This window comes from Burkholderia ubonensis subsp. mesacidophila, assembly GCF_002097715.1.
GTDB classification, from domain to species: Bacteria; Pseudomonadota; Gammaproteobacteria; order Burkholderiales; family Burkholderiaceae; genus Burkholderia; species Burkholderia mesacidophila.
Genome location: NZ_CP020737.1, coordinates 1,938,522 through 1,958,928, shown reverse-complemented (window position 1 = coordinate 1,958,928; position 20,407 = coordinate 1,938,522). Strand labels below are relative to the sequence as shown.

The 20,407-nt window shown below is 67.8% G+C and carries 15 protein-coding genes and 1 pseudogene; 7 read left to right on the top strand and 9 right to left on the bottom strand.

Going from position 1 to position 20,407, the window contains the following annotated elements; translation table 11 throughout:
• Nucleotides 1-91: 91 nt before the first annotated feature.
• The 3 genes from B7P44_RS09215 to B7P44_RS09205 all read left to right on the top strand — a co-directional run bounded on the left by B7P44_RS09215 (nt 92) and on the right by B7P44_RS09205 (nt 3,645).
• Nucleotides 92-1,066 carry a cysteine synthase A gene (locus tag B7P44_RS09215; RefSeq protein ID WP_084903123.1) on the top strand — a complete coding sequence of 325 codons (975 nt, stop codon included), beginning with the start codon at nt 92-94 and terminating at the stop codon, nt 1,064-1,066.
• 101 nt (nt 1,067-1,167) lie between these two features.
• Nucleotides 1,168-1,653: an aminoacyl-tRNA deacylase gene (locus B7P44_RS09210; protein ID WP_084903121.1), complete on the top strand. Its 486-nt coding sequence runs from the start codon at nt 1,168-1,170 to the stop codon at nt 1,651-1,653.
• A gap of 567 nt (nt 1,654-2,220) precedes the next feature.
• Nucleotides 2,221-3,645 carry an aminotransferase-like domain-containing protein gene (locus B7P44_RS09205; protein ID WP_084903118.1) on the top strand — a complete coding sequence of 475 codons (1,425 nt, stop codon included), beginning with the start codon at nt 2,221-2,223 and terminating at the stop codon, nt 3,643-3,645.
• Between the two features lie 38 nt (nt 3,646-3,683).
• Here B7P44_RS09205 and moaD read toward each other — a convergent pair whose 3' ends face one another.
• The 5 genes from moaD to fdhD all read right to left on the bottom strand — a co-directional run bounded on the left by moaD (nt 3,684) and on the right by fdhD (nt 7,983).
• Nucleotides 3,684-3,941, bottom strand: coding sequence for a molybdopterin converting factor subunit 1 (gene moaD / locus B7P44_RS09200; RefSeq protein WP_076480929.1), 258 nt, complete (start codon nt 3,939-3,941; stop codon nt 3,684-3,686).
• Nucleotides 3,942-3,980: 39 nt separating this feature from the next.
• Nucleotides 3,981-4,547 (bottom strand): molybdenum cofactor biosynthesis protein MoaE, encoded by a 567-nt coding sequence (locus tag B7P44_RS09195; RefSeq protein WP_084903115.1) that lies wholly within the window; start codon nt 4,545-4,547, stop codon nt 3,981-3,983.
• Between the two features lie 56 nt (nt 4,548-4,603).
• Nucleotides 4,604-5,725 carry a GTP 3',8-cyclase MoaA gene (gene moaA, locus B7P44_RS09190; protein ID WP_084903112.1) on the bottom strand — a complete coding sequence of 374 codons (1,122 nt, stop codon included), beginning with the start codon at nt 5,723-5,725 and terminating at the stop codon, nt 4,604-4,606.
• Between the two features lie 205 nt (nt 5,726-5,930).
• Entirely contained in the window at nt 5,931-7,145 is a 1,215-nt protein-coding gene (locus tag B7P44_RS09185; protein WP_084903109.1) for a molybdopterin molybdotransferase MoeA, read from the bottom strand.
• A gap of 7 nt (nt 7,146-7,152) precedes the next feature.
• Complete coding sequence (fdhD, locus tag B7P44_RS09180; protein ID WP_084903107.1) at nt 7,153-7,983, bottom strand: formate dehydrogenase accessory sulfurtransferase FdhD; 831 nt, start codon at nt 7,981-7,983, stop codon at nt 7,153-7,155.
• Between the two features lie 476 nt (nt 7,984-8,459).
• Here fdhD and B7P44_RS09175 point away from each other — a divergent pair, with 476 nt between their 5' ends.
• From B7P44_RS09175 to B7P44_RS09165, 3 genes are all read left to right on the top strand, one after another.
• Nucleotides 8,460-9,860, top strand: a complete 1,401-nt coding sequence (locus B7P44_RS09175; RefSeq protein ID WP_084903104.1) for a cytochrome ubiquinol oxidase subunit I — start codon at nt 8,460-8,462, stop codon at nt 9,858-9,860.
• Between the two features lie 3 nt (nt 9,861-9,863).
• On the top strand, nt 9,864-10,868 hold the full coding sequence (gene cydB / locus B7P44_RS09170) for a cytochrome d ubiquinol oxidase subunit II (RefSeq protein ID WP_084903101.1): 1,005 nt from the start codon (nt 9,864-9,866) through the stop codon (nt 10,866-10,868).
• Between the two features lie 141 nt (nt 10,869-11,009).
• On the top strand, nt 11,010-11,930 hold the full coding sequence (locus tag B7P44_RS09165; protein WP_084903099.1) for a bestrophin family protein: 921 nt from the start codon (nt 11,010-11,012) through the stop codon (nt 11,928-11,930).
• A gap of 105 nt (nt 11,931-12,035) precedes the next feature.
• Here B7P44_RS09165 and B7P44_RS09160 read toward each other — a convergent pair whose 3' ends face one another.
• From B7P44_RS09160 to B7P44_RS09145, 4 genes and pseudogenes are all read right to left on the bottom strand, one after another.
• Nucleotides 12,036-14,315: an FdhF/YdeP family oxidoreductase gene (locus tag B7P44_RS09160; protein WP_084903096.1), complete on the bottom strand. Its 2,280-nt coding sequence runs from the start codon at nt 14,313-14,315 to the stop codon at nt 12,036-12,038.
• Between the two features lie 151 nt (nt 14,316-14,466).
• A pseudogene (locus tag B7P44_RS09155) lies at nt 14,467-17,148 on the bottom strand (ATP-dependent Clp protease ATP-binding subunit); the annotation flags it as partial.
• Nucleotides 17,149-17,605: 457 nt separating this feature from the next.
• Complete coding sequence (locus B7P44_RS09150) at nt 17,606-18,418, bottom strand: family 1 encapsulin nanocompartment shell protein (protein WP_084903094.1); 813 nt, start codon at nt 18,416-18,418, stop codon at nt 17,606-17,608.
• Nucleotides 18,411-19,460: a Dyp-type peroxidase gene (locus B7P44_RS09145; protein ID WP_084903091.1), complete on the bottom strand. Its 1,050-nt coding sequence runs from the start codon at nt 19,458-19,460 to the stop codon at nt 18,411-18,413. Before B7P44_RS09145 ends, B7P44_RS09150 begins: the two co-directional genes overlap by 8 nt.
• Nucleotides 19,461-19,941: 481 nt before the next feature.
• Between B7P44_RS09145 and B7P44_RS09140 the strand changes: the two genes are divergently transcribed.
• Nucleotides 19,942-20,388, top strand: a complete 447-nt coding sequence (locus tag B7P44_RS09140; protein WP_205128708.1) for a phosphate-starvation-inducible protein PsiE — start codon at nt 19,942-19,944, stop codon at nt 20,386-20,388.
• Nucleotides 20,389-20,407: the final 19 nt, after the last annotated feature.

The following is a 20,407-nucleotide window of genomic DNA, read 5'->3' as shown; positions in this document are numbered from 1 at the left end:
AGCTTAGTACGCGATCGCAGGCGGCGAAAGCGGGCCGCGGCGCGGCGTCCTATCCTTCGTTGTGTGCGCTGGGCGCGCGACGGAGGCTGGCATGGACGTGCGACACGGTTTCGTCGACTGCGTGGGGCAAACGCCGCTGATCCGGCTGGCGAAGCTCAGCGCGGAGACCGGCTGCGAGATCCTGGGCAAGGCGGAATTCATGAACCCGGGCGGTTCCGTGAAGGACCGCGCGGCGCTCTACATCATCCGCGACGCGGAGCGGCGCGGCGTGCTGAAGCCGGGCGGCACCGTCGTCGAAGGGACGGCGGGCAACACCGGCATCGGTCTCGCGCACATCTGCGCGGCGCGCGGCTATCGCTGCGTGATCGTGATACCGGAAACGCAATCGCCGGAGAAGATGGAAATCCTGCGCACGCTCGGTGCGGAGGTGCGGCCGGTGCCGGCGGTGCCGTACCGCGACCCGAACAATTATCAGAAGATTGCCGGACGGCTCGCGGACGAGCTCGACAACGCGGTGTGGGCCAACCAGTTCGACAACGTCGTCAACCGGCAGGCGCACTACGAGACGACCGGGCCGGAAATCTGGCGCGACACGGCGGGCACGGTCGATGCGTTCGTGTGCGCGACCGGCACGGGCGGCACGCTGGCCGGCGTGAGCCGCTACCTGAAGGAGCAGGACCCGGAGATCCGGATCGTGCTTGCCGACCCGCACGGCAGCGGCCTCTACAGCCACGTGAAAACCGGCGAGATCAAGGCGGAAGGCAGCTCGATCACCGAAGGCATCGGCTCGACGCGGATCACCGCGAATCTCGCCGGCGCGCCGATCGACGACGCGGTGCGCATCGACGACGTGCAGTGCGTGACGATGGTCTACCGGCTGCTGCGCGAGGAGGGGCTGTACGTCGGCGGATCGAGCGGCATCAACGTCGCTGCGGCGGTCTGGCTTGCGCGCCGGATGGGGCCGGGACACACGATCGTGACGCTGCTGTGCGATCGCGGCGACATCTATCGCGCACGGCTGTTCAACCCCGCATGGCTGCGCGAGAAGGGTCTGGAGCCGGCGTGACGACGGGGTGCAACGGGATTTTCCATTCGCGCGATTGCGACCTATGCTGAACGAATCCGGTGCGAACGCCGTTCGCCCGATTCGTTCAGACGAGGTGTGCCATGTCCATGTCTGCGACCCTGCAGGACTGCCTGCGCCAGAAGTCCTCGCGGTACGAAGTCGTGTACCACCCCTATAGCCATACGAGCATGGAGACCGCCGCGGCCGCGCATATCCCCGGCGACCGCCTCGCGAAAACCGTGCTGCTCGAAGACGACGACGGCTACGTCGCGGCCGTGCTGCCGACGACGCACGCGGTGCGCCTGTCCGATCTTTGGGCGAAGACCGGCCGGCATCTCGTGCTCGCGAAGGAACTCGAGTTGCGCGAGCTGTTCAAGGACTGCGATGCGGGCGCGCTGCCGCCGGTCTGCATGGCCTACGGCATGCAGACGTTCCTCGAGGAAAACCTGGCGATGCAGCCGGAAGTCTATTTCGAGGCCGGCGACCACGAAGCGCTGATCCACATGACGCAGGACGAGTTCCTGCAGCTGATGGAAACCGCCGAGCGCGCGCATTTCTCGCACAAGATGCAGGGCATGGCGTCTTGAGCGGCAGCCGGCGCGGGCGATCGTCGTCGGCCGGAACGGCGGCCGACGGCGGGCGCGACACGACGCGTCGATTCAGGCCGCGTGCCTGGCGGGTGGGTGCGCGCGCGTGAATCGCGTGCCGGACCGGCTGCGCCCCTGAGCCCCTGCGCCGCCGGCCGGGAACCGTTCGCGCTTCCCGCCTTTCCTCGATTCGGACTCCTCTTCCTGGCTTTTTCCTTCCGCATCTCGATCATGCATCCCGACAGGTGACGATCGCGCGCGCCGCCGGCGAAACAAGGATCACAGCGCCGCCCGCCGGCCCCCGTCGCGAATTCGTAAGACATACAGTTCGCGCACAGAAACCCTGATTGCTCAAACTGTACTCTTGTGTGCACGATGAATGTGTGTGCTCGCGAGCGACTGTTCTCCTTTTACTCTTCCATCATCAAAAGCACAGCGCCGCGGCTCCCGACGTTTCGGGGCGTTGCGGATGCACCCACCAGAGAGTCAAGCGATGGAAAAGGCAAGATCGAACGGAAAGCGCACGACGCATCACGATCCGGGCGGCGCACCGGCGGGAGGCGCACGATGAAACTGTACGAGAAGCTCGCGGACGACATCGAGCGCCTGATCCGCCAGGGCGTGTACCGGCACGGCGACCGGATCCCGTCGGTGCGGCAGGCGAGCCAGCAGCACCGGCTCAGCATCACGACGGTCCTGCACGCGTACCTGCTGCTCGAAAGCCGCGGCATGCTGGAAAGCCGTCCGCAGTCCGGCTATTTCGTGAACCTGCGGCGCGACGACGGCAACGGGCAGGTGCATGAGCTGCGCCCGTCGAAACCGATCGCGATCTCGTCGTCGGTCGACGTCAGCCGGCTCGTGCTGTCGACGCTGCGCTCGATCGACGCCGACGACGCGGTGCCGCTCGGCTCGCCGTATCCCGACCCCGGCCTGTTTCCGTTCGAGAAGCTGAACCGCTACGCCTACGCGGCCGGCCGCGACAAGTCGCTGTGGGGCGTGACGGACGGGCTGCCGCCCGGCAGCCCGCGCCTCGTGCGGCAGATCGCGCGGCGCTACCTGGAGAACGGCATGTCGGTCGACCCGAACGAGATCATCGTCACGGTCGGCGCGACGGAAGCGATCAACCTGTGCCTGCAGGCGGTCGCGAAGCCCGGCGACGTGATCGCGGTCGAATCGCCGACCTTCTATGCGATGCTGCACGCGATCGAGCGGATGGGGATGCAGGCGATCGAGGTGTCGACGCATCCGGAATACGGCATCGACATCGGCGCGCTCGCGGCGATCATGAAGTCGCAGCCGATCGCCGCGTGCATGGTGATGCCCAACTTCCAGAATCCGCTCGGCTTCCAGATGCCGGACGAGCGCAAGCGCGAGCTGGTCGAATTCGCGGCGAAGGCGGACCTGCCGATCATCGAGAACGGCGTGTATAACGAGCTGTACTTCGGCGACACGCATCCGAGCACGCTGAAATCGTTCGACAAGAAGGGGCTTGTGCTGCACTGCTCGTCGTTCTCGAAGAGCCTGACGGCCGCGTACCGGATCGGCTGGGCGTTGCCGGGCCGCTACCGCGACCAGGTCGAGAAGCTGAAATTCCTGAACACGCTGACGACGCCGCTGCTGCCGCAGCTCGCGATCGCGGAATTCCTCGAACGCGACGGCTACGAGCATCACCTGCGGCGGATCCGCAAGGCGTATGCGCAGCAGGCGAACCTGATGCGCGCGATCGTATCGCGGTTCTTCCCCGAGGGCACGCGCATCTCGAGCCCGGCGGGCGGCTACGTGCTGTGGGTCGAGCTGCCCGCGAAGGTGGACGCGATGCGGCTGTACCAGCTCGCGCTGGAGCAGGGGATCACCATCGGCCCCGGCTACATGTTCTCGATCTCCGACAACTACAAGAACTTCATCCGGCTGAACTACAGCAGCCCGTGGTCGAGCCAGATCGAGCAGGCGGTCATCACGGTCGGCAAGCTGGCGGTGATCTGCGCGCGCTGAGATGAGCGCACGGCGCGGCGGGTTCGCCGCGCCGGCGGTCAGCCTCCGGTGACGGGCGGAAAGAACGCGATTTCACAGTCCTCGCGCAACACGAACGAGCCGGCCACCATCTCGTGGTTGACGGCGGTGCGCACCGGCCGCTCGTCACGCAGCGCCTGCGCGCTGCGTTCGTCGCGCGCGGCGAGCGTGCCGCGCAATGCGTCCACGGTGAGCTCGGGCGCGTCGATCTCCAGGGTTTCCTCGTCGATGCGGAGTTGTTCGCGAATGCTCGCGAAATATTTGATCGTCAGTCTCATGATGGGTCGTGGGCGGGAAGGGAAGGTGCGGCGGGCGGGTCAGCCCCAGCGCTTCATGGCGTGATCGTCGTGCGTCTTGGCCTCGACCCATTCGGCCGCGCCGTCGTGGCGGATTTCCTTCTTCCAGAACGGCGCATGTGTCTTCAGGAAATCCATCATGAATTCGCACGCGTCGAAGGCCGCCGCCCGGTGCGGCGCAGCGACGACCACCAGCACGACCGGATGGCCGAGCGCGATCCGGCCGATCCGGTGGACGATCCTCACCGCCTCGAGCGGCCAGCGCGCGGACGCTTCCTCGACGATGCTCCACAGCGACCGTTCGGTCATGCCCGGGTAGTGCTCGATGTCGAGCGCGACGATGTCGTCGACGTCGCCGCACTGGCGCACGACGCCGAGGAAATTCACGACCGCGCCGACCCGCGGGTTGCGCACGATCGGCGTGATTTCCGCGTCGACGTCGATCGGTTCGTACTGGACCCGGACCTCGATGCCGCCGGAGATCGCGGGCGGCGAATGCGGGGGCGGCCCGGCGGGCGCGTCGCCGGGATGGCGGTCGGAACGTGCCGGGTCGTCCGGCTCGGCTTGCGGATCGATGAGTGACGTCATGACTGTTCTCCAGGGGGCGGTTCGTCTCGCATCGCGCGGCAGCTGTCAGCTGTCCGTCAACCGCCGACGAGCGACATGCGTACCGTCGGGTAGGTCTTGCCGGTGCGCCGCGCGCGGTGCGCCGCGCGCAGCTCCGAGTAGCGGTCGTCGCGGCGCAGCCAGCGGCCGCGGATCGCGGCGACGAGCGGATCAAGCGGCTCGTGCGGCGCCGCGTCGTCGAGCCACGGCCGCAGGTCGGTGCCGTGCGTCGCGAACAGGCAGGTGTACAGCTGGCCGTCGGCCGACACGCGTGCGCGCGAGCACGTGCCGCAGAACGGATGCGAAACGCTTGCGATGAAACCGACTTCGCCCGCGCCGTCGGCATGCCGATAGCGCAGCGCGGTGCCGACGTGCGCGTCGTCGTCGGCGGCGTCCGCGAGCAGCGGATACGCCGATTCGATGATCCCGCGCATCTGCGCGGTGGTGACGACCTTGTCGGTCGCCCAGAATTGCGCGCCGCCGACGTCCATGTATTCGATGAAGCGCACGGCGACGCCGGTGTGCCGGAACGCGCGCACCAGCGGCAGCAGCTGGTCGTCGTTGACGCCGCGCTCGATCACCGAATTGACCTTGACGGGCGCGAGCCCGGCCGCCTGCGCGGCCTCGATGCCGGCCAGGATGCGCGACACCGGCAGGTCGACGTCGCTCATCTTGCGGAACACCGCGTCGTCGATCGCATCGAGGCTCACGGTCACGCGCCCGAGGCCCGCGTCGCGCAGCGCGCGCGCCTTCGCGGCGAGCAGCGAGCCGTTCGTCGTCAACGCGATCTCGACCGGCTTGCCGTCGACGGTCGTCAGCGCCGCGAGCGACTCGATCAGCGTTTCGATCCCGCGCCGCAGCAGCGGCTCGCCGCCGGTCAGGCGGATTTTCTCGACGCCGAGCGCGACGAACGCGCGCGCGATGCGGGTCAGCTGCGCGAACGACAGGCGCTCCGACGACGGCATGAACGCGTAGTCGGCACCGAAGCTTTCGCGTGGCATGCAGTAGGTGCAGCGGAAATTGCACTGATCGATGACCGACAGGCGCAAGTCGCGCAGCGGGCGGGCGAGCGTGTCGACGGTGCCGGGTGGTTCGCTCGCCGCCGCCGCGCCGCGGCTCGGCGCGGTGAGGGTCGGCGTGACGGAGTCGATGACGTTCACGATCTGTCCGTTGGCCTGCGCAGGATGAGAGGAATCGGGCCGTCGGCGGCTCGCGCGCCGCGTCGGGACGACGGCGCGGCGGCCGTGACAGGCGCCAAGCCGGAGGATAGTCCGCCGCAACGGCCGCGCAGAGACACAATCCCGGCCGATTCGCAGGAATACAGTTCGCCGCCGCGCCGCAGCATGAAGACGCGTGCCGCGGCCGTCATGCGAGCCATTGCGCGAAATCGTAGTACGGCACCGCGTCGCCGCGCGCGATCGCGCGGCCGGCCGGCAGCCGGGCGACGCCGCCCGCGTCCGCGAGCGAGCACAGCGTGCCGGCGCCTTGCTGCCGCAGCGTATCGAGCACCGGCTGTCCGTTCGATGCAACGCCGCATCGCACGCGGATGAAGCGCTCGCGCGCGGCGTCCGCTTCGATGTCGGCGTCGATCGGCAGCGCTGGCGCGAGCGGCAGGCGCTCGTCGCGCCCCTGCAGGCAGCGGATCAGCGGCGTGACGAACAGCGCGAACGTCGTCAGCGCGGCGCCCGGGTTGCCGGGCAGCAGCACCACCGGCTTGCCGTCGAGCCGCGCGAGCGCGACCGGCTTGCCGGGCTTCATGCGCACGCCGGACAGCACGAACGACGCGCCGAGCGCGGTCAGCGCGGGGCGCACGAGGTCCCGGTCGCCGACGGATGCGCCGCCGACGCACACGATCAGGTCGCAGCGCGCCTGCAGGTCGCGCAGCGCACGATCGATCGCGTCCGCGGTATCGCGCGCATGCGCGCTCGCCGCGACGATCGCGCCGGCGCCCGCGACCAGCGCCGCGAGCATCGGCGCGTTGCTGTTGTAGATCTGCTGCGGTAGCCGGGGCTGGCCGCACGCGACGAGCTCGTCGCCCGTCGTCAGGATGCCGACGCGCAGCGCCGGGTGGACGTCGACGCAGCCGATGCCCTGCGCGGCGATCATCCCGACATGCGCGGGCTGCAGCCGGACGCCGGCGGGAATCAGCACGCGGCCCGCCTGCAGTTCCTCGCCGCGGCGGCGGATGTGCGTGCCGGAGCGCACGTCAGCCTCGAACGTCACGTGTCCGTCCCGTTCCTGCGCGCTTTCCTGCATGACGACCGTATCCGCGCCGGGCGGGATCAGGCTGCCGGTGAAGATGCGCGCCGCGGTGCGCGGCGCGAGCGGCAACGGCGCATCGCCCGCGTAGCAGCGTTGTGCAACCGGCAGCGGCATGCCGGCCGCGAGGTCGGCGTAACGCACCGCGTAGCCGTCCATCGCGCTCTGGTCGGCGCTCGGCTGGTCGAGCACGGCGACGAGCGGCGCGGCCAGCACGCGGCCCGCCGCGTCGAAGGTCGGGACGGACGTCGCGGCGAGCGGCCGTGCGAACGCGTGCGCGAATTGCTGCTGGGCGGTATCGAAGTCGATGGGTCGGGTCATTGCGGCGTTACTGTTCAAGGGCGATCGGAGCGGTGTATTCGACGAAACCGTCGCCGCGGCAGAAGCCGAGCAGGCGGATGCCGGCTTCGCGCGCGACGTCGATCGCCAGCGAGGTCGGCGCGGAGATCGTCGCGACCATCGGGATGTCGAGCCGCGCGGCCTTGCGCACGAGCTCGTAGCTCGCGCGGCTCGACAGGAACACGAAGCCGTCGCGCGTGTCCGTGCGGCGCCGCGCGAGATGGCCGATCAGCTTGTCGAGCGCGTTGTGCCGGCCGACGTCCTCGAAGACCTCGACGACCGCGCCGTCGCGGCTGCACCACGCGGCCGCGTGAATCCCGCCGGTGTCGCGCATCAGCACCTGGTGCGCAGGTAGCGCGCGCGACGCGCGTTCGACGGCGTCGGCGCCGATCCCGGCCGCCGCGCCCGCGTGACGGATCCGTGGCGGATGCAGGTCCAGCTGCTCGATGCTCTCGATGCCGCACACGCCGCAGCCGGTGCGGCCGGCCAGCGCGCGCCGCCGGGCCTTCAGCGCCATGAACGCCTGCTGGGACACGGTGAGGCGCACCACGGCGCCGCTCGCTGTGCACTCGCTCTCGATGTCGAAGACGTCCGACGCGCGCTCGACGATGCCTTCGCTGAGCGCGAAGCCGAGGCCGAACTCGTCGAGATCGATCGGCGTCGCCATCATCACGGCATGCGAAATATCGTTGAATACGAGGGCGACCGGGCACTCCTCGACGACGCGGTCGACGACCCGCGCATGGTCGCCGTGACGATGACGTGTAACGTCACACGCGACGCTGCCGACCGGCTCGACTGGAAGGGCGCATGGCTGCATGAAAAATCCTCTCGGCGGCGCCGGCGGCGTCGATCGCAACATCGCGACGCGCTTGAAGCCGGCGAATTTCGACAGGCGGCCGAACGAGCGGCGCGCCGACGGATGTCGGGGCCCGCGACGGCCGTCGCGCCAATGCGCCGAGCGCCGGGAACCCGAATCCGCTGCAAGCTTACGGGCGTTCGGCAGCCACGCGCGTGCACAGCCCGGCGACCGAAAAAGCAGTACAGATGGCGGGCGCGATGCGGGGCAATCATCTTTTACATGTACACCTCGCGAAGGGGGCAACGAGCACAGTTCGCAAGGCCGCGCGAGTGATTGCGAGCGTGATTCGAAACGCGATATCGTCATCTCGCTTCGATGTCGGTGCGATGCGATTCACGCGCAATCGCCGGGCCGGCCGCAGGGGCGGCCGTCGAGCCTCGCGGGGATTTCCTGCTTCGGGCGGACGTCTTCACAACCACGAGCACACAACGATCATGGAAATCTTCGATGCCTTCCACCTGGCGCGGCTGCAGTTCGCGTTCACGGTGTCCTTTCATATCGTGTTCCCGGCAATCAGCATCGGCATGGCGAGCTTTCTCGCCGTGCTCGAATGGCGCTGGCTGGCCACGGGCGACGCCGCATACAAATCGATGTTCCAGTTCTGGTCGAAGATCTTCGCGGTCGGCTTCGGCATGGGCGTCGTGTCCGGCGTCGTGATGGCCTACGAGTTCGGCACCAACTGGAGCGGGTTTTCCCGCATCGCCGGCAACATCACCGGGCCGCTGCTGACGTATGAGGTATTGACGGCGTTCTTCCTCGAAGCCGGCTTCCTCGGCGTGATGCTGTTCGGCTGGAACCGCGTGAGCCCGCGCGCGCACTTCTTCGCGACGCTGATGGTCGCGGTCGGCACGCTGATCTCGACGTTCTGGATCCTGTCGTCGAACAGCTTCATGCAGACGCCGCAGGGCTACGCGATCCAGAACGGCATCGTCGTCCCGGTCGACTGGATGAAGGTGGTGTTCAATCCGTCGTTCCCGTACCGCCTCGTGCACATGACGATCGCAGCGTTTATCGTCGCGGGCTTCATCGTCGCCGCGTGCGGTGCATGGCATCTGCTGCGCGGCCGCCGCGACGAGCCGGTCAAGCGCAGCTTCTCGATGGCGCTGTGGATGCTGCTGCTGCTCGCGCCGGTGCAGATCGTCGTCGGCGACGCGCACGGCCTCAACACGCGCGAATACCAGCCGGCGAAGATCGCGGCGATCGAAGGGCTGTGGGAAACCGAGAAGGGCGGCACCGCGCTCAACCTGTTCGGCCTGCCCGACATGAAGGCGGAAGTCACGCGCTACGCGGTGCAGGTGCCGCACCTCGGCAGCCTGATCCTCACGCACAGCTGGAGCGGCGAGATCCGCGGGCTGAAGGAGTTTGCGCCGCAGGACCGTCCGAACTCGACGATCATCTTCTGGACGTTCCGGATCATGGCCGGCCTCGGCATGCTGATGCTGCTCACCGCGCTGCTCGGCCTGCTGCTGAGAAAGGGCGGCCGTCTCTATGAAGCGCGCTGGTTCCAGTGGTTCGTGCTGGCCATGGGGCCGTCGGGCATCCTCGCGCTGCTCGCGGGCTGGATCACGACCGAGGTCGGCCGGCAGCCGTGGACGGTCTACGGCGTGCTGCGGACCGTGGATTCGGTCGCGCCGCTCAGCGCGCAGCAGGTCGGCGTGTCGCTGCTGATCTTCGTGGTGGTGTATTTCCTCGTATTCGGAACGGGTATCTACTACATGTTGAAACTGATGAATCACGGGCCGGCCGCGAACGCCGGGTACATCGAACTGCACCGGCATCCGGGGCTGCGCAAGAGCGCGCTGTCCACGCCGCTGAACGTCACCGAAGCGGAGTAAGCCATGCACATCGATCTTCCTGTCGTATGGGCCGCGATCATCGGGCTCGGCGTGTTCATCTACGTGGTGCTGGACGGCTTCGATCTCGGCATCGGCCTGCTGTTTCCGTTCTTCGACGCGAAAGCCGAGCGGCAGGTGATGCTCGACACCGTCGCGCCGGTGTGGGACGGCAACGAGACGTTCCTGGTGCTCGGCGGGGCGGGGCTGTACGGCGCGTTCCCGGTCGTGTACTCGACGCTGCTGCCGGCGAACTACCTGCCGCTGATCCTGATGGTCGTCGGGCTGATCTTCCGCGGCGCGGCATTCGAGCTGCGCGCGAAGGCGACGCGCACCCAGCATATGTGGGATCTCGCGTTCATCGGCGGCTCCGCGCTCGCGGCGTTCTGCCAGGGCGTCGTGCTCGGCTCGCTGCTGCAGGGCATCAAGATCGCCGACGGCAAGTTCGTCGGCGGCCCGTTCGACTGGCTGTCGCCGTTCAGCCTGTTCTGCGGGCTTGGCGTGCTCGCGACCTACGCGACGCTCGGCTGCGGCTGGCTGATCCTCAAGGTCGACGGCGAACTGCAGCGCAAGATGCGGCTGCTGATGAAGCCGCTGACGGTCGTGCTGCTCGGCGCGATGGCCGTGGTCAGCCTGTGGACCGTGATCGGCCTGCCGGCCGTCGCGCATCGCTGGTTCGGCAGCGGCGACCTAGTGTGGTTCCTGCCGGTTCCGGTGCTGGTGCTCGTCTGCGTGTGGGGGATCTTCCACACGGTGCGGCAGCGGCACGAGGCGACGCCGTTCCTGCTGACGCTCGCGCTGTGCTTCCTCGGCTACACGGGCCTCATCATCAGCATCTGGCCGAACATCGTGCCGCCGTCGCTGACGATCTGGGACGCGTCGTCGAGCCATTCGAGCCAGCTGTTCGCGCTGGTCGGCACGGTGATCGTGCTGCCGATCATCCTCGTCTACAACGCGCTGCAATACCGCGTGTTCCGCGGCAAGGTGCGGGAAGGGGACGGCTATCACTGACGCCGGCGGGCGCAGGCATTCTGGCGGGGGCCGCGCGGAAGCGGCCGGATCAGCCAACACCAGCCATCCGGCCCCGCCCAGCGGGGCCGGTTTCGTTATGCAAGGGCAACGCGGTCGCGCCGCGACCCGCAGAGACCTATCATGATCGTCAGACCGAGACAAAACTGGTTGCAGATGCTGTTCGTGTGGAACGGCTCGGTATTGCAATCGATCATTCCGCAGCTGGTTTTCATGGCGATCGTCAGCACGCTGGCGGTCTTCACGAACGGCCGCATCTTCGGCGAGAAGATTCCGCTCAACACGGCGCCGTTCACGCTGTTCGGGCTCGCGCTGGCGATCTTCCTCGCGTTCCGCAACAACGCGAGCTTCGAGCGCTTCAAGGAAGCGCGGCACCTGTGGGGCGACATGCTGATCGCGTCGCGCACGCTGACGTCGCAGATGCGGCGCTATCTGCCCGAAGACGTCGACGACGCATTGCGCAACCAGACGACCGACCTGCTGATCGCATTCGTCTACGCATTGAAGCATCAGTTGCGCCACACCGATCCCGCCGACGACCTGACGCGCATCCTCGGCCGCGCACGCACCGACGCGCTCGCCCGCAAATGCTACAAGCCGGTCGCGATGCTCGACGAGATTCGCGGCAACCTGACGCGGATGCTGGCGCGCGGGCCGGACGCCGGCACGACGCTCTGGATGTTCGACGAGCAGCTCAACCGGCTCGGCAACGCGGTCGGCGGCTGCGAACGGATCGCGTCGACGCCGATCCCGTTCGCGTACAGCGTGCTGCTGCACCGCACCGTCTATGCGTACTGCGTGCTGCTGCCGTTCGGCCTCGTCGATTCGACCGAATTCTTCACGCCGCTGATCTGCGTGTTCATCTCCTATACGCTGATCGCGCTGGAGGCGATCGCCAACGAGGTCGCCGAGCCGTTCAGCACGGCGCCCAACGCGCTGGCGCTCGATGCGATGGCGCGCACGATCGAGCGGTCGGTGCTCGAGCTTTGCGGCGCCGAGTTGCCGAAGGAGGTCGCGCCGACGGATACTTACCAGTTGACCTGACGCGCGGCGACGGCCGCCCGCAAGCAAAAAAATGGCGCGTCCGACGACGCGCCATTTTCCTATCGGCGGCTCGCGGCATGAACCCCAGCCGTGAGCCGTCCGTCGTCAGACGGTTGCCGAGCGCGTCACGCGAACCGGCACCGACTTGTACGACGGCGTGCCGCTTTCCTTGTCGATGTAGTCGAGCGGCACCAGCACGTTCGCTTCCGGATAGTACGCGCCGACCGACCCCGGCGCGATGTCGTACTCGATCGCGGTGATCTTCTCGAGGCGCCGCGTCCGACCCGACGGCGTGACCGTCTCGATGTCGACCAGGTCGCCGTGCTCGAGCCCGTACTTCGTGAAGTCCGCCGGGTTCATGAACAGCACGTCGCGACGCCCGAACACGCCGCGATAGCGGTCGTCCAGCCCGTAGATCGTCGTGTTGTACTGGTCGTGGCTGCGCAGCGTGATCAGCCGCAGCACCTGCTCGGCGCCGAGCACGTCCGCGTCTTCCTTCACGCCCTTGTACACGGAGAACATCGCCTTGCCGGTGGACGTCGGCCACACGCGCTCGGTCGGCGGCAGCGGCATGCGGAAGCCGCCCGGCGTGCGGATGCGTTGGTTGAACGCCTCGAAGCCCGGGATCGTCCGGTCGATCATGTCGCGGATGCGGTCATAGTCGGCGATCGCGTCGAGCCACTGGACCTTGCTGTCGGGCAGCGTCGCGTGCGCGATCCCGGCGACGATCGCCGGTTCCGAGCGCAACTGCTCGGACGCGGGCTTCAGCTTGCCGGCCGATGCATGCACCATCGACATCGAATCCTCGACCGTCACCGATTGCGGGCCGCTCGCCTGGACGTCCAGCTCGGTGCGGCCGAGGCACGGGAACACGTAGGTTTCCTTCGCGACCAGCAGGTGCGAGCGGTTGAGCTTGGTGCCGACGTGGACGCTCAGGTCGAGCTTGCCCATCGCGGGGAACGACTGCTCCGGATCGGGCAGCGCCACCGCGAAATTGCCGCCGAGGCAGAGCAGCGCCTTGGCCGTGCCGTCGACCATCGCCTGCATCGCCTGGACCGCGTCGTGCCCGTGGTGTTGCGGCGGGGTGAAGCCGAACACGTCCTCGATCTTTTTCAGGAAGTCCGCGGACGGCTTCTCGGTAATGCCGACGGTGCGGTTGCCCTGCACGTTCGAGTGGCCGCGCAGCGGGCAGATGCCCGCGCCGGGCTTGCCGAAGTTGCCGCGCAGCAGCAGCAGGTCGGCGATCAGGCGCACGTTGGCCGTGCCCTTGTTGTGCTGGGTGACGCCCATCCCGTACGTGACGATCGTCGCGTTCGATTTCGCATACGCGAGCGCGACCTGTTCGAGCTGCGCCTGGCTGAGGCCGCTGGCCCGCTCAATGTCGTCCCACGTCGTCGCTTCCAGGTCCGCCGCGAACGCGTCGAACCCTTGGGTATGCTCGGCGATGAACGCGCGGTCCAGCACGTTGCCCTGCTCGGCCTCCAGCGCGAGCAGCGCCTTCATGATCCCCTTGAGCGCGGCCGCGTCGCCGCCCGCGTCGACCTGGAAGTAGGTCGACGCGATCCGGGTCGAGCCGAACGACGCCATCTCGATCATGTCCTGCGGGTCCGCGAAGCGTTCGAGCGCGCGCTCGCGCAGCGGATTGAACACGATGATCGGCACGTGGCGCCGCGAGCACTCGTGCAGCGTGCCCATCATCCGCGGGTGGTTGGTGCCGGGATTGTGGCCGATCGAGATGATCAGCTCGCACTTGTCGAAGTCCTCCAGCGACACCGTGCCCTTGCCGATCCCGATCGATTGCGGCAGGCCGACGCTGGTCGGCTCGTGGCACATGTTCGAACAGTCTGGGAAGTTGTTGGTGCCGAGCTCGCGCGCGAACAGCTGGTACAGATACGCCGCCTCGTTCGATGCGCGGCCGGACGTATAGAACTCGACCTGCTCGGGCGGCAGGCCGCGCAGCACCTCGCCGATGCGCGCGAACGCGGCGTCCCATTCGACCGCGCGGAACGTGTCGGTCGCGCGATCGTAGACGAGCGGATGGGTGAGCCGGCCCATGTTCTCCAGCTCGTAGTCCGACATGCGCAGGAGCGACGACACGGTGTTCGCCGCGAAGAACTCGGGCGTCACGCGCTTGCTCGTCGCTTCCCACGTGACGGCCTTCGCGCCGTTCTCGCAGAACTGGAACGTGGACTTGTGCTCCTTGTCGGGCCACGCGCAGCCCGGGCAATCGAAGCCGTCGGGCTGGTTGGTCCGCATCAGGATGATCGGCGCCTCGATGGCGTCCATCTGCGTGCGTACGGCGTCGGCCGTGGCGCGAAGCGCGCCCCAACCGCCGGCGGGCCCGTCGTACTTCCTGATACCTGGCACTTCGCGTCGATTTGTCATGTGAATGCTCCGTGAGCCGTTCCGGGCAGGCCGGATCTCGGCTCGGGTTAGGCCGCGTGGCGGCCGGGTTCGGCGCCGCCGCGCGAGGGCGGGGCGGCGCCAGCGGCGCGTGCGGGGGCGCGCGCCGTTCGATTCGCGCGCGGTCGCGCTAGCGGGCTTCCTTCTGGTCGGCCGACGGCAGCTTGTCGAACTTCACGCCGCCGCTGTCCTTGTCGTAGTCGATTTCGACGCGGTCGCCCGATTTCAGCGTGTCGCCGAGGATCTCCTTCGCGAGCCGCGTCTCGATGATCTGGCGAATCTGGCGCTTGAGCTCGCGCGCGCCGAATTCCGGCTGGTAGCCGACGTCGGACAGGTGCTCGACGAGCGACGCGCCGATCACGAGCGCGATGTCCTGCGCGGCCGCGGTGCGCACGACGCGATCGAGCTGGATCTGCACGATCGCGCGGATGTTCTCCTTCGAGAGCGCGTGGAACACGATGATCTCGTCGATCCGGTTCAGGAATTCCGGACGGAAATGCCCCTTGAGCACCTGCATCAGCTCGTCGCGGATCGCCTTGTCGGTCTTGCGCGCGGCTTCCGGCTGGGTCAGGTTGTCCATGATGATCGCGGCGCCGAGGTTGCTGGTCGCGATCAGGATCGTGTTGCTGAAGTCGACCACGCGGCCCTTGCCGTCGGTGAGGCGGCCGTCGTCGAACACCTGCAGCAGCACGTTGTAGACGTCCGGGTGCGCCTTCTCGATCTCGTCGAGCAGGATCACGCTGTACGGGCGCCGCCGCACGCGCTCGGTCAGCTGGCCGCCTTCGTCGTAGCCGACGTAGCCGGGCGGGGCGCCGATCAGCCGCGCGACCGCGTGCCGCTCCATGTATTCGGACATGTCGATGCGGATGATCGCCTGCTCGTCGCCGAACACGGTCTCGGCGAGCGCCTTCGCGAGCTCGGTCTTGCCGACGCCGGTCGGCCCGAGGAACAGGAACGTCGCGATCGGCCGGTGCGTGTGGCCGAGGCCCGCGCGCGACAGCCGCACCGCGTCGCTGACCGCGACCACCGCGTCGCCCTGGCCGACCACGCGCTCGCGCAGCCGCGCTTCCATCTGCAGCAGCTTCTGGCGTTCTTCCTGCGTGAGTTCCGTGACCGGAATGCCGGTCAGGCGCGACACGACTTCCGCGACCGCCGCGACCGTCACTTCGAGCGTCTCCGAGCCGGTCTTGCGCTGCCACGCCTCCATGCGTGCGTCGAGCTGCGCCTGCTTGTCGCCGATGCGCGTCTCGAAGTCCTTCGCCTCGTCGAAGCGCTTGCGCGACGACGCGTAGTCCTGCTCGCGCTTGAGCTGCGCGATTTCCGCTTCCAGCTCCTGGATTTCCGCCGGCCGTGACGTCGCGCCGATCCGCACCCGGGCCGCCGCCTGGTCGATCAGGTCGATCGCCTTGTCGGGCAGGAAGCGCGACGTGATGTAGCGGTCGGCGAATTCCGCGGCCGCGACGAACGCGTCGTCCGCGAACGTGACCTGGTGGTGTGCTTCGAGCTTGTCGCGCAGGCCGCGCAGGATCACGATCGTCTGCTCGACGCTCGGCTCGGGCACGAGCACCGGCTGGAAGCGTCGCTCCAGCGCCGCGTCCTTCTCGATGTACTTCTGGTATTCGTTGAGCGTGGTCGCGCCGATCAGGCTCAGCTCGCCGCGCGCGAGCGCCGGCTTCAGCACGTTCGCGATGTCGAGGCCGCCTTCGCCGCCGCCTTGCCCCGCGCCGACGATCGTGTGCAGCTCGTCGATGAACAGGATCAGCTCGTCCTGCTTCGCGGTGACTTCGTCGATCAGCTGCTTCGCGCGTTCCTCGAATTCGCCGCGATACTTCGCGCCGGCGACCATCGAGTTGATGTTGACCTCGACGAGCCGCTTGTCGCGCAGCACTTCCGGCACGTCGCCGTTGACGATCCGCTGCGCGAGGCCTTCGACGATCGCCGTCTTGCCGACGCCCGGCTCGCCGATCAGCACCGGATTGTTCTTCTTGCGCCGCGCAAGCACCTCGATCGTGCTTTCGATTTCCTGCGCACGGCCGAGCACGGGGTCGAGCTTGCCCTGGCGGGCGAGCGCGGTGAGGTCGCGGCCGAACTTGTCGAGGTTCGGGGTGCCGGTCGGCGGGTCGACGCGGCCGTCCTCGGCGCCCTTGCCGACGACCTTCACGACCTTCTGGCGCAGCGCTTCGGGCGTCACGCCGTATTTCTTCAGCAGCGCGCCCGCGATGCTGTCCGGGACGGCCGCGAGACCGATCAGCAGATGCTCGGGCCCGATATACGAGTGGCCGAGATCGCGCGACGCCTGGAACGCGAGCTGCACGGCCTTCTTCACGCGCGGCGAGATCGACATCCGGTCGAGCGACGCGTCGGGATCGGCATTGCCCGTTTGCGCATGCTCGTCGATGTAGCCCTTGATGTCCTGCGGCGCGAGCTTCAGTTCCTTCAGCAGCGCGGTGCACACGTCGGTGTCCGCGAGCACGTACAGCAGGTGCTCGGTGTCGAGCTCGTTGCGGCGCAGCTCGTGCGCTTTCTCCGCCGCGCGCTGCAGCAGCTCGAGGGTCTGTTCGCTGAATGCGTCGGTCGGGTCGACCGATTCGCGCGGGATCTCGGCGGACAGCGGTTCGTCGCCTGCGCCGCCGAACAGCGGCGGCAGGCCGCCACCGCCCAGCAGCGCGTCGAACGGGTTCGACATGCTCTGATGCCGCATCAGCTGACGAAAGTGGTAGTCGCAGATCGAAATCGACTTGCGTTCGCCGTCCTGCATCACGGTCGCGCGCGCGACGGCAGGCCGGGCATGGCAGATATCGCAAAGGGCGGGCATGGTGGGGTGGCTCCGGTCCGTGAGAGAGGTCGATGGGCAATGTCCGGTGCGGTGCAGGGCAGTGCTTCGAGGTGCCCGCTGCATCACGGTGATTGCGTCAAAAAATAGCGGATCGGCGGATGCCATCCAAGACACAGTTGGTGGCGCCGTGGCGCGCGAATTGCACCCTTGCGCGAAGGGTGGGCGCGCTGAAATGGAGTACAGACGAATACGCGCTCGTCACGCACGCGAAACGTCGTGCGTCGTTTCGTCGTGCGAATGCGTTCGGACGGGAGGGGGCGCGAATCCGGAGGCGATCCGGCACCCGCGTGGGGAGGGGGATAGCCGGGCAACCGCACGGCCTGGGATGCGCCCGCGATGCCCGTGGCTAGACGCCGGGCATCGCGGGACGGGAAGGGTTCAGTCCAGTCGGCGTTAGAAGCTCATGCCGAGCCCCTGTCGCGCGATCTGTCGATCGTCACACAGCCGTCTGCTGCGGCTCCACGGCCACCGATGCTTCGCTCGTCAGCATCAGGAACGTGAACGTTTCGCGCAAATACAGGCGCACGACCTCGTCGTCGTGGCTGCGGTAGCCGATCGATACGTCTTCGCCGAGATGCAGCGCGAAGTCGCCGCCGCGCGTCGACAGCACGCAGCCGCCGCTGAGCGCGGGCGCCCAGACGATCTCGCCGCTGACGATCCGCTTGATGTGATCGAGGACCGGATAGCCGTGCTCGCGCGCTTCGGCAAGCGCCGTGTACGCGTCCGCGCCGAGCAGCACGGAATAGGGGCCGTCGACGCCCGCGAGCCGCAGCGCCTCCAGCGCGTCGCCGATCGCGCCCGGATACGCGCCGACGTCGCTCGGCAGCGCGATCTTGCGGTTCGACGTCGCCTCGCGGATCCCGGCGATGCCCGCGGCCGGATAGCCGTCGAAGATCGCGCTGTCCTCGACGAACGCGAGGCGCTGCGCGGCGTCCTTGGCCGGCTGCCAGTCGGCGTCGCGCGCGCCGCGCTCGACGGCGTCGATCGCATCGCGCCGGAGTTCGAACGGCACGGTGAACTCGACGAGCGCCTTGACCTCGCGCAGCTTCGCGCCGACGTGCTCGCGCGGCGCAGCGATGGTGTTCAGGTGGCCCGTGCCGACGCCCGACAGCTCGACGCCGCCCGGGCCCTCGACATCGATCACGCGCCGGCCCGCGACCGAGCGCTTGAAGGTGCGCGCCACTTCCTCTTCGATTTGCGCCCAGGCGGCGGCGGAGATGGGGGCGAGTTCGCGGTGCAGGTTATTCATGCGGGTGGGCTCCTTTGAGCGATCCGATTTTCAGCGAGCCGTCGGAAGCCGGCTCGGTCGAGGGGGAGGCGGCCGGCTGGCCGGCATCGGCGTCCGGCGCGGTGCGCGTCGAGAGCGCGTCGAGCAGGTCCGCCGACGGCACGAAGAACAGCGAGCCCGTCACCGCGCGGCTGTAATCGAGCAGCCGGTCGTAATTGCCCGGCGGGCGGCCGACGAACATGTTCTCGAGCATCTGTTCGATCGGGGCCGGCGAGCGCGCATAGCCGATGAAGTAGGTGCCGAACTCGCCCGCGCCGGGGCGGCCGAACGGCATGTTGTCACGCAGGATCTTCACTTCCTCGCCGTTCTCGACCAGCGTCGTCAGCGAACTGTGCGACGACGACGGCTTGACCGCGGCGTCGAGCTCGATGTCCGACAGCTTGGTGCGGCCGATGATGCGTTCCTGCGTTTCGACCGGCAGCGCATTCCAGCCGGCCATGTCGTGCAGGTACTTCTGCACGATCACGTAGCTGCCGCCGGCGAATTCGGGGTCTTCGTCGCCGATCACCGTGAAATCGACCGCTTCGCGCCCGTCCGGGTTTTCCGTGCCGTCGACGAAGCCGATCATCGCGCGCTGGTCGAAGTTGCGGAAGCCGTGCACCTCGTCGACGAACTGCACCGCGTCGCCGAGGCGCCCGACCAGCTGGGTCGCGAGTTCGAAGCACAGGTCCATCGCGTCGGCCCGGATATGCAGCAGGATGTCGCCGGGCGTCGATACGGCGACGCGCTGCCCTGCGCCGAATTCGCGAAACCGGTGCAGCGACGCGGGCCGCGGCGCGCCGAACAGCGCATCCCAGGCGTCGGCGCCGAAGCCGCATACGCAGGACAGGTTGCCGGACGGCACGCGCTTGCCGACCGAGCGGACGAAGGCGGCGATGTCGCCGCACCACGCGCGGACCGTGTCCGCGTGGTCGGCGCCGGGATGGAGGGTCGCGACGAGGAAGATCGCGTTGCGGGTCGGCGGGCTATGGACGTTCTGCGGGGAGGGAAGGTTTGTCTGCATCGGGGTGTGTCGGTGTTATTTACGCCGATACGATACGCGGGTTGTTGAAACGCTGCTTTGCGAAAGCGTATCGGAGAAGTGTGACAGGCGTCTGTTCTCGATTGCGACATGCGCGAGCGCCGCATCGCGGGATATCGATGCGAAAGCAATCTAGCAGCTTCGGTGCGACTTTGGAACACGAATCGCCGATCTGTTATTCGAAAGCTTGATTGCAGCGGGATCGGAGTACAGACCCGCGGCAGCTGTGCTCTTGATGCCGGCGTGTCGCGTGCAGTAGATTAGGGCCGCTGCCATCGGGCAACGAGCGTCACGGTGAGGCTGCCGAAAGCGATGCGCGTTCTTGTCGCGGTGGTCGAGCAAGGCAGCCTGTCGGGCGTGGCGCGCAGGTTGATCGGGATAACGAATCGATGAAGGCTTCGCCGCCGATCGGGCGAATAGAGATGTCGATCCACTTTTTATGCTGTCCAACACCTTGAACACACTGAATACCTCTCGGCCGCTGGCTACCGCGGCAGACCGCATTCGCCGGCGCTTCGACCACTTTCTTCATGCAGCCGAACTCGCCGGGCTCGTGGTGATCGGTCTCGCGACGTCGTTCGCGATGGGACAGGAAGCCTGGAAGGTCGTCGTGGCCGGCGAGGTTTCGCTGACGGACCTGCTGCTGATGTTCCTGTACCTGGAAGTGCTCGCGATGACCGTCCGCTACCTGCGTCTGGGGCGGTTGCCGGTGCGTTTCCCGCTCTATATTGCGATGACGTCGCTTGCGCGGGACCTGATCCTGCGCGGCGTGACGGACAGCCCCGAACACATGCTGATGACGACGCTCGGCATCGTGCTGCTTGCCGTGGGCGTGCTGATTCTGCGGTTCGGGCAGCATCGGTTTCCTGCCGAGGCGGATGAGGCCGATGATGCGCCGGGCGGGCGGTAGCGTGGCCAGGACGTTGGTT

Coding starts and splice junctions, on each gene's coding strand:
- B7P44_RS09175 (WP_084903104.1), top strand. CDS start 8,460: ATGGAAATCTTCGATGCCTTCCACCTGGCGCGGCTGCAGTTCGCGTTC.
- B7P44_RS09165 (WP_084903099.1), top strand. CDS start 11,010: ATGATCGTCAGACCGAGACAAAACTGGTTGCAGATGCTGTTCGTGTGG.
- B7P44_RS09195 (WP_084903115.1), bottom strand. CDS start 4,547: ATGACGTCACTCATCGATCCGCAAGCCGAGCCGGACGACCCGGCACGT.
- B7P44_RS09150 (WP_084903094.1), bottom strand. CDS start 18,418: ATGAATAACCTGCACCGCGAACTCGCCCCCATCTCCGCCGCCGCCTGG.
- fdhD (WP_084903107.1), bottom strand. CDS start 7,983: ATGCAGCCATGCGCCCTTCCAGTCGAGCCGGTCGGCAGCGTCGCGTGT.
- cydB (WP_084903101.1), top strand. CDS start 9,864: ATGCACATCGATCTTCCTGTCGTATGGGCCGCGATCATCGGGCTCGGC.
- moaD (WP_076480929.1), bottom strand. CDS start 3,941: ATGAGACTGACGATCAAATATTTCGCGAGCATTCGCGAACAACTCCGC.
- B7P44_RS09210 (WP_084903121.1), top strand. CDS start 1,168: ATGTCCATGTCTGCGACCCTGCAGGACTGCCTGCGCCAGAAGTCCTCG.
- B7P44_RS09215 (WP_084903123.1), top strand. CDS start 92: ATGGACGTGCGACACGGTTTCGTCGACTGCGTGGGGCAAACGCCGCTG.
- B7P44_RS09145 (WP_084903091.1), bottom strand. CDS start 19,460: ATGCAGACAAACCTTCCCTCCCCGCAGAACGTCCATAGCCCGCCGACC.
- B7P44_RS09185 (WP_084903109.1), bottom strand. CDS start 7,145: ATGACCCGACCCATCGACTTCGATACCGCCCAGCAGCAATTCGCGCAC.
- B7P44_RS09160 (WP_084903096.1), bottom strand. CDS start 14,315: ATGACAAATCGACGCGAAGTGCCAGGTATCAGGAAGTACGACGGGCCC.
- B7P44_RS09205 (WP_084903118.1), top strand. CDS start 2,221: ATGAAACTGTACGAGAAGCTCGCGGACGACATCGAGCGCCTGATCCGC.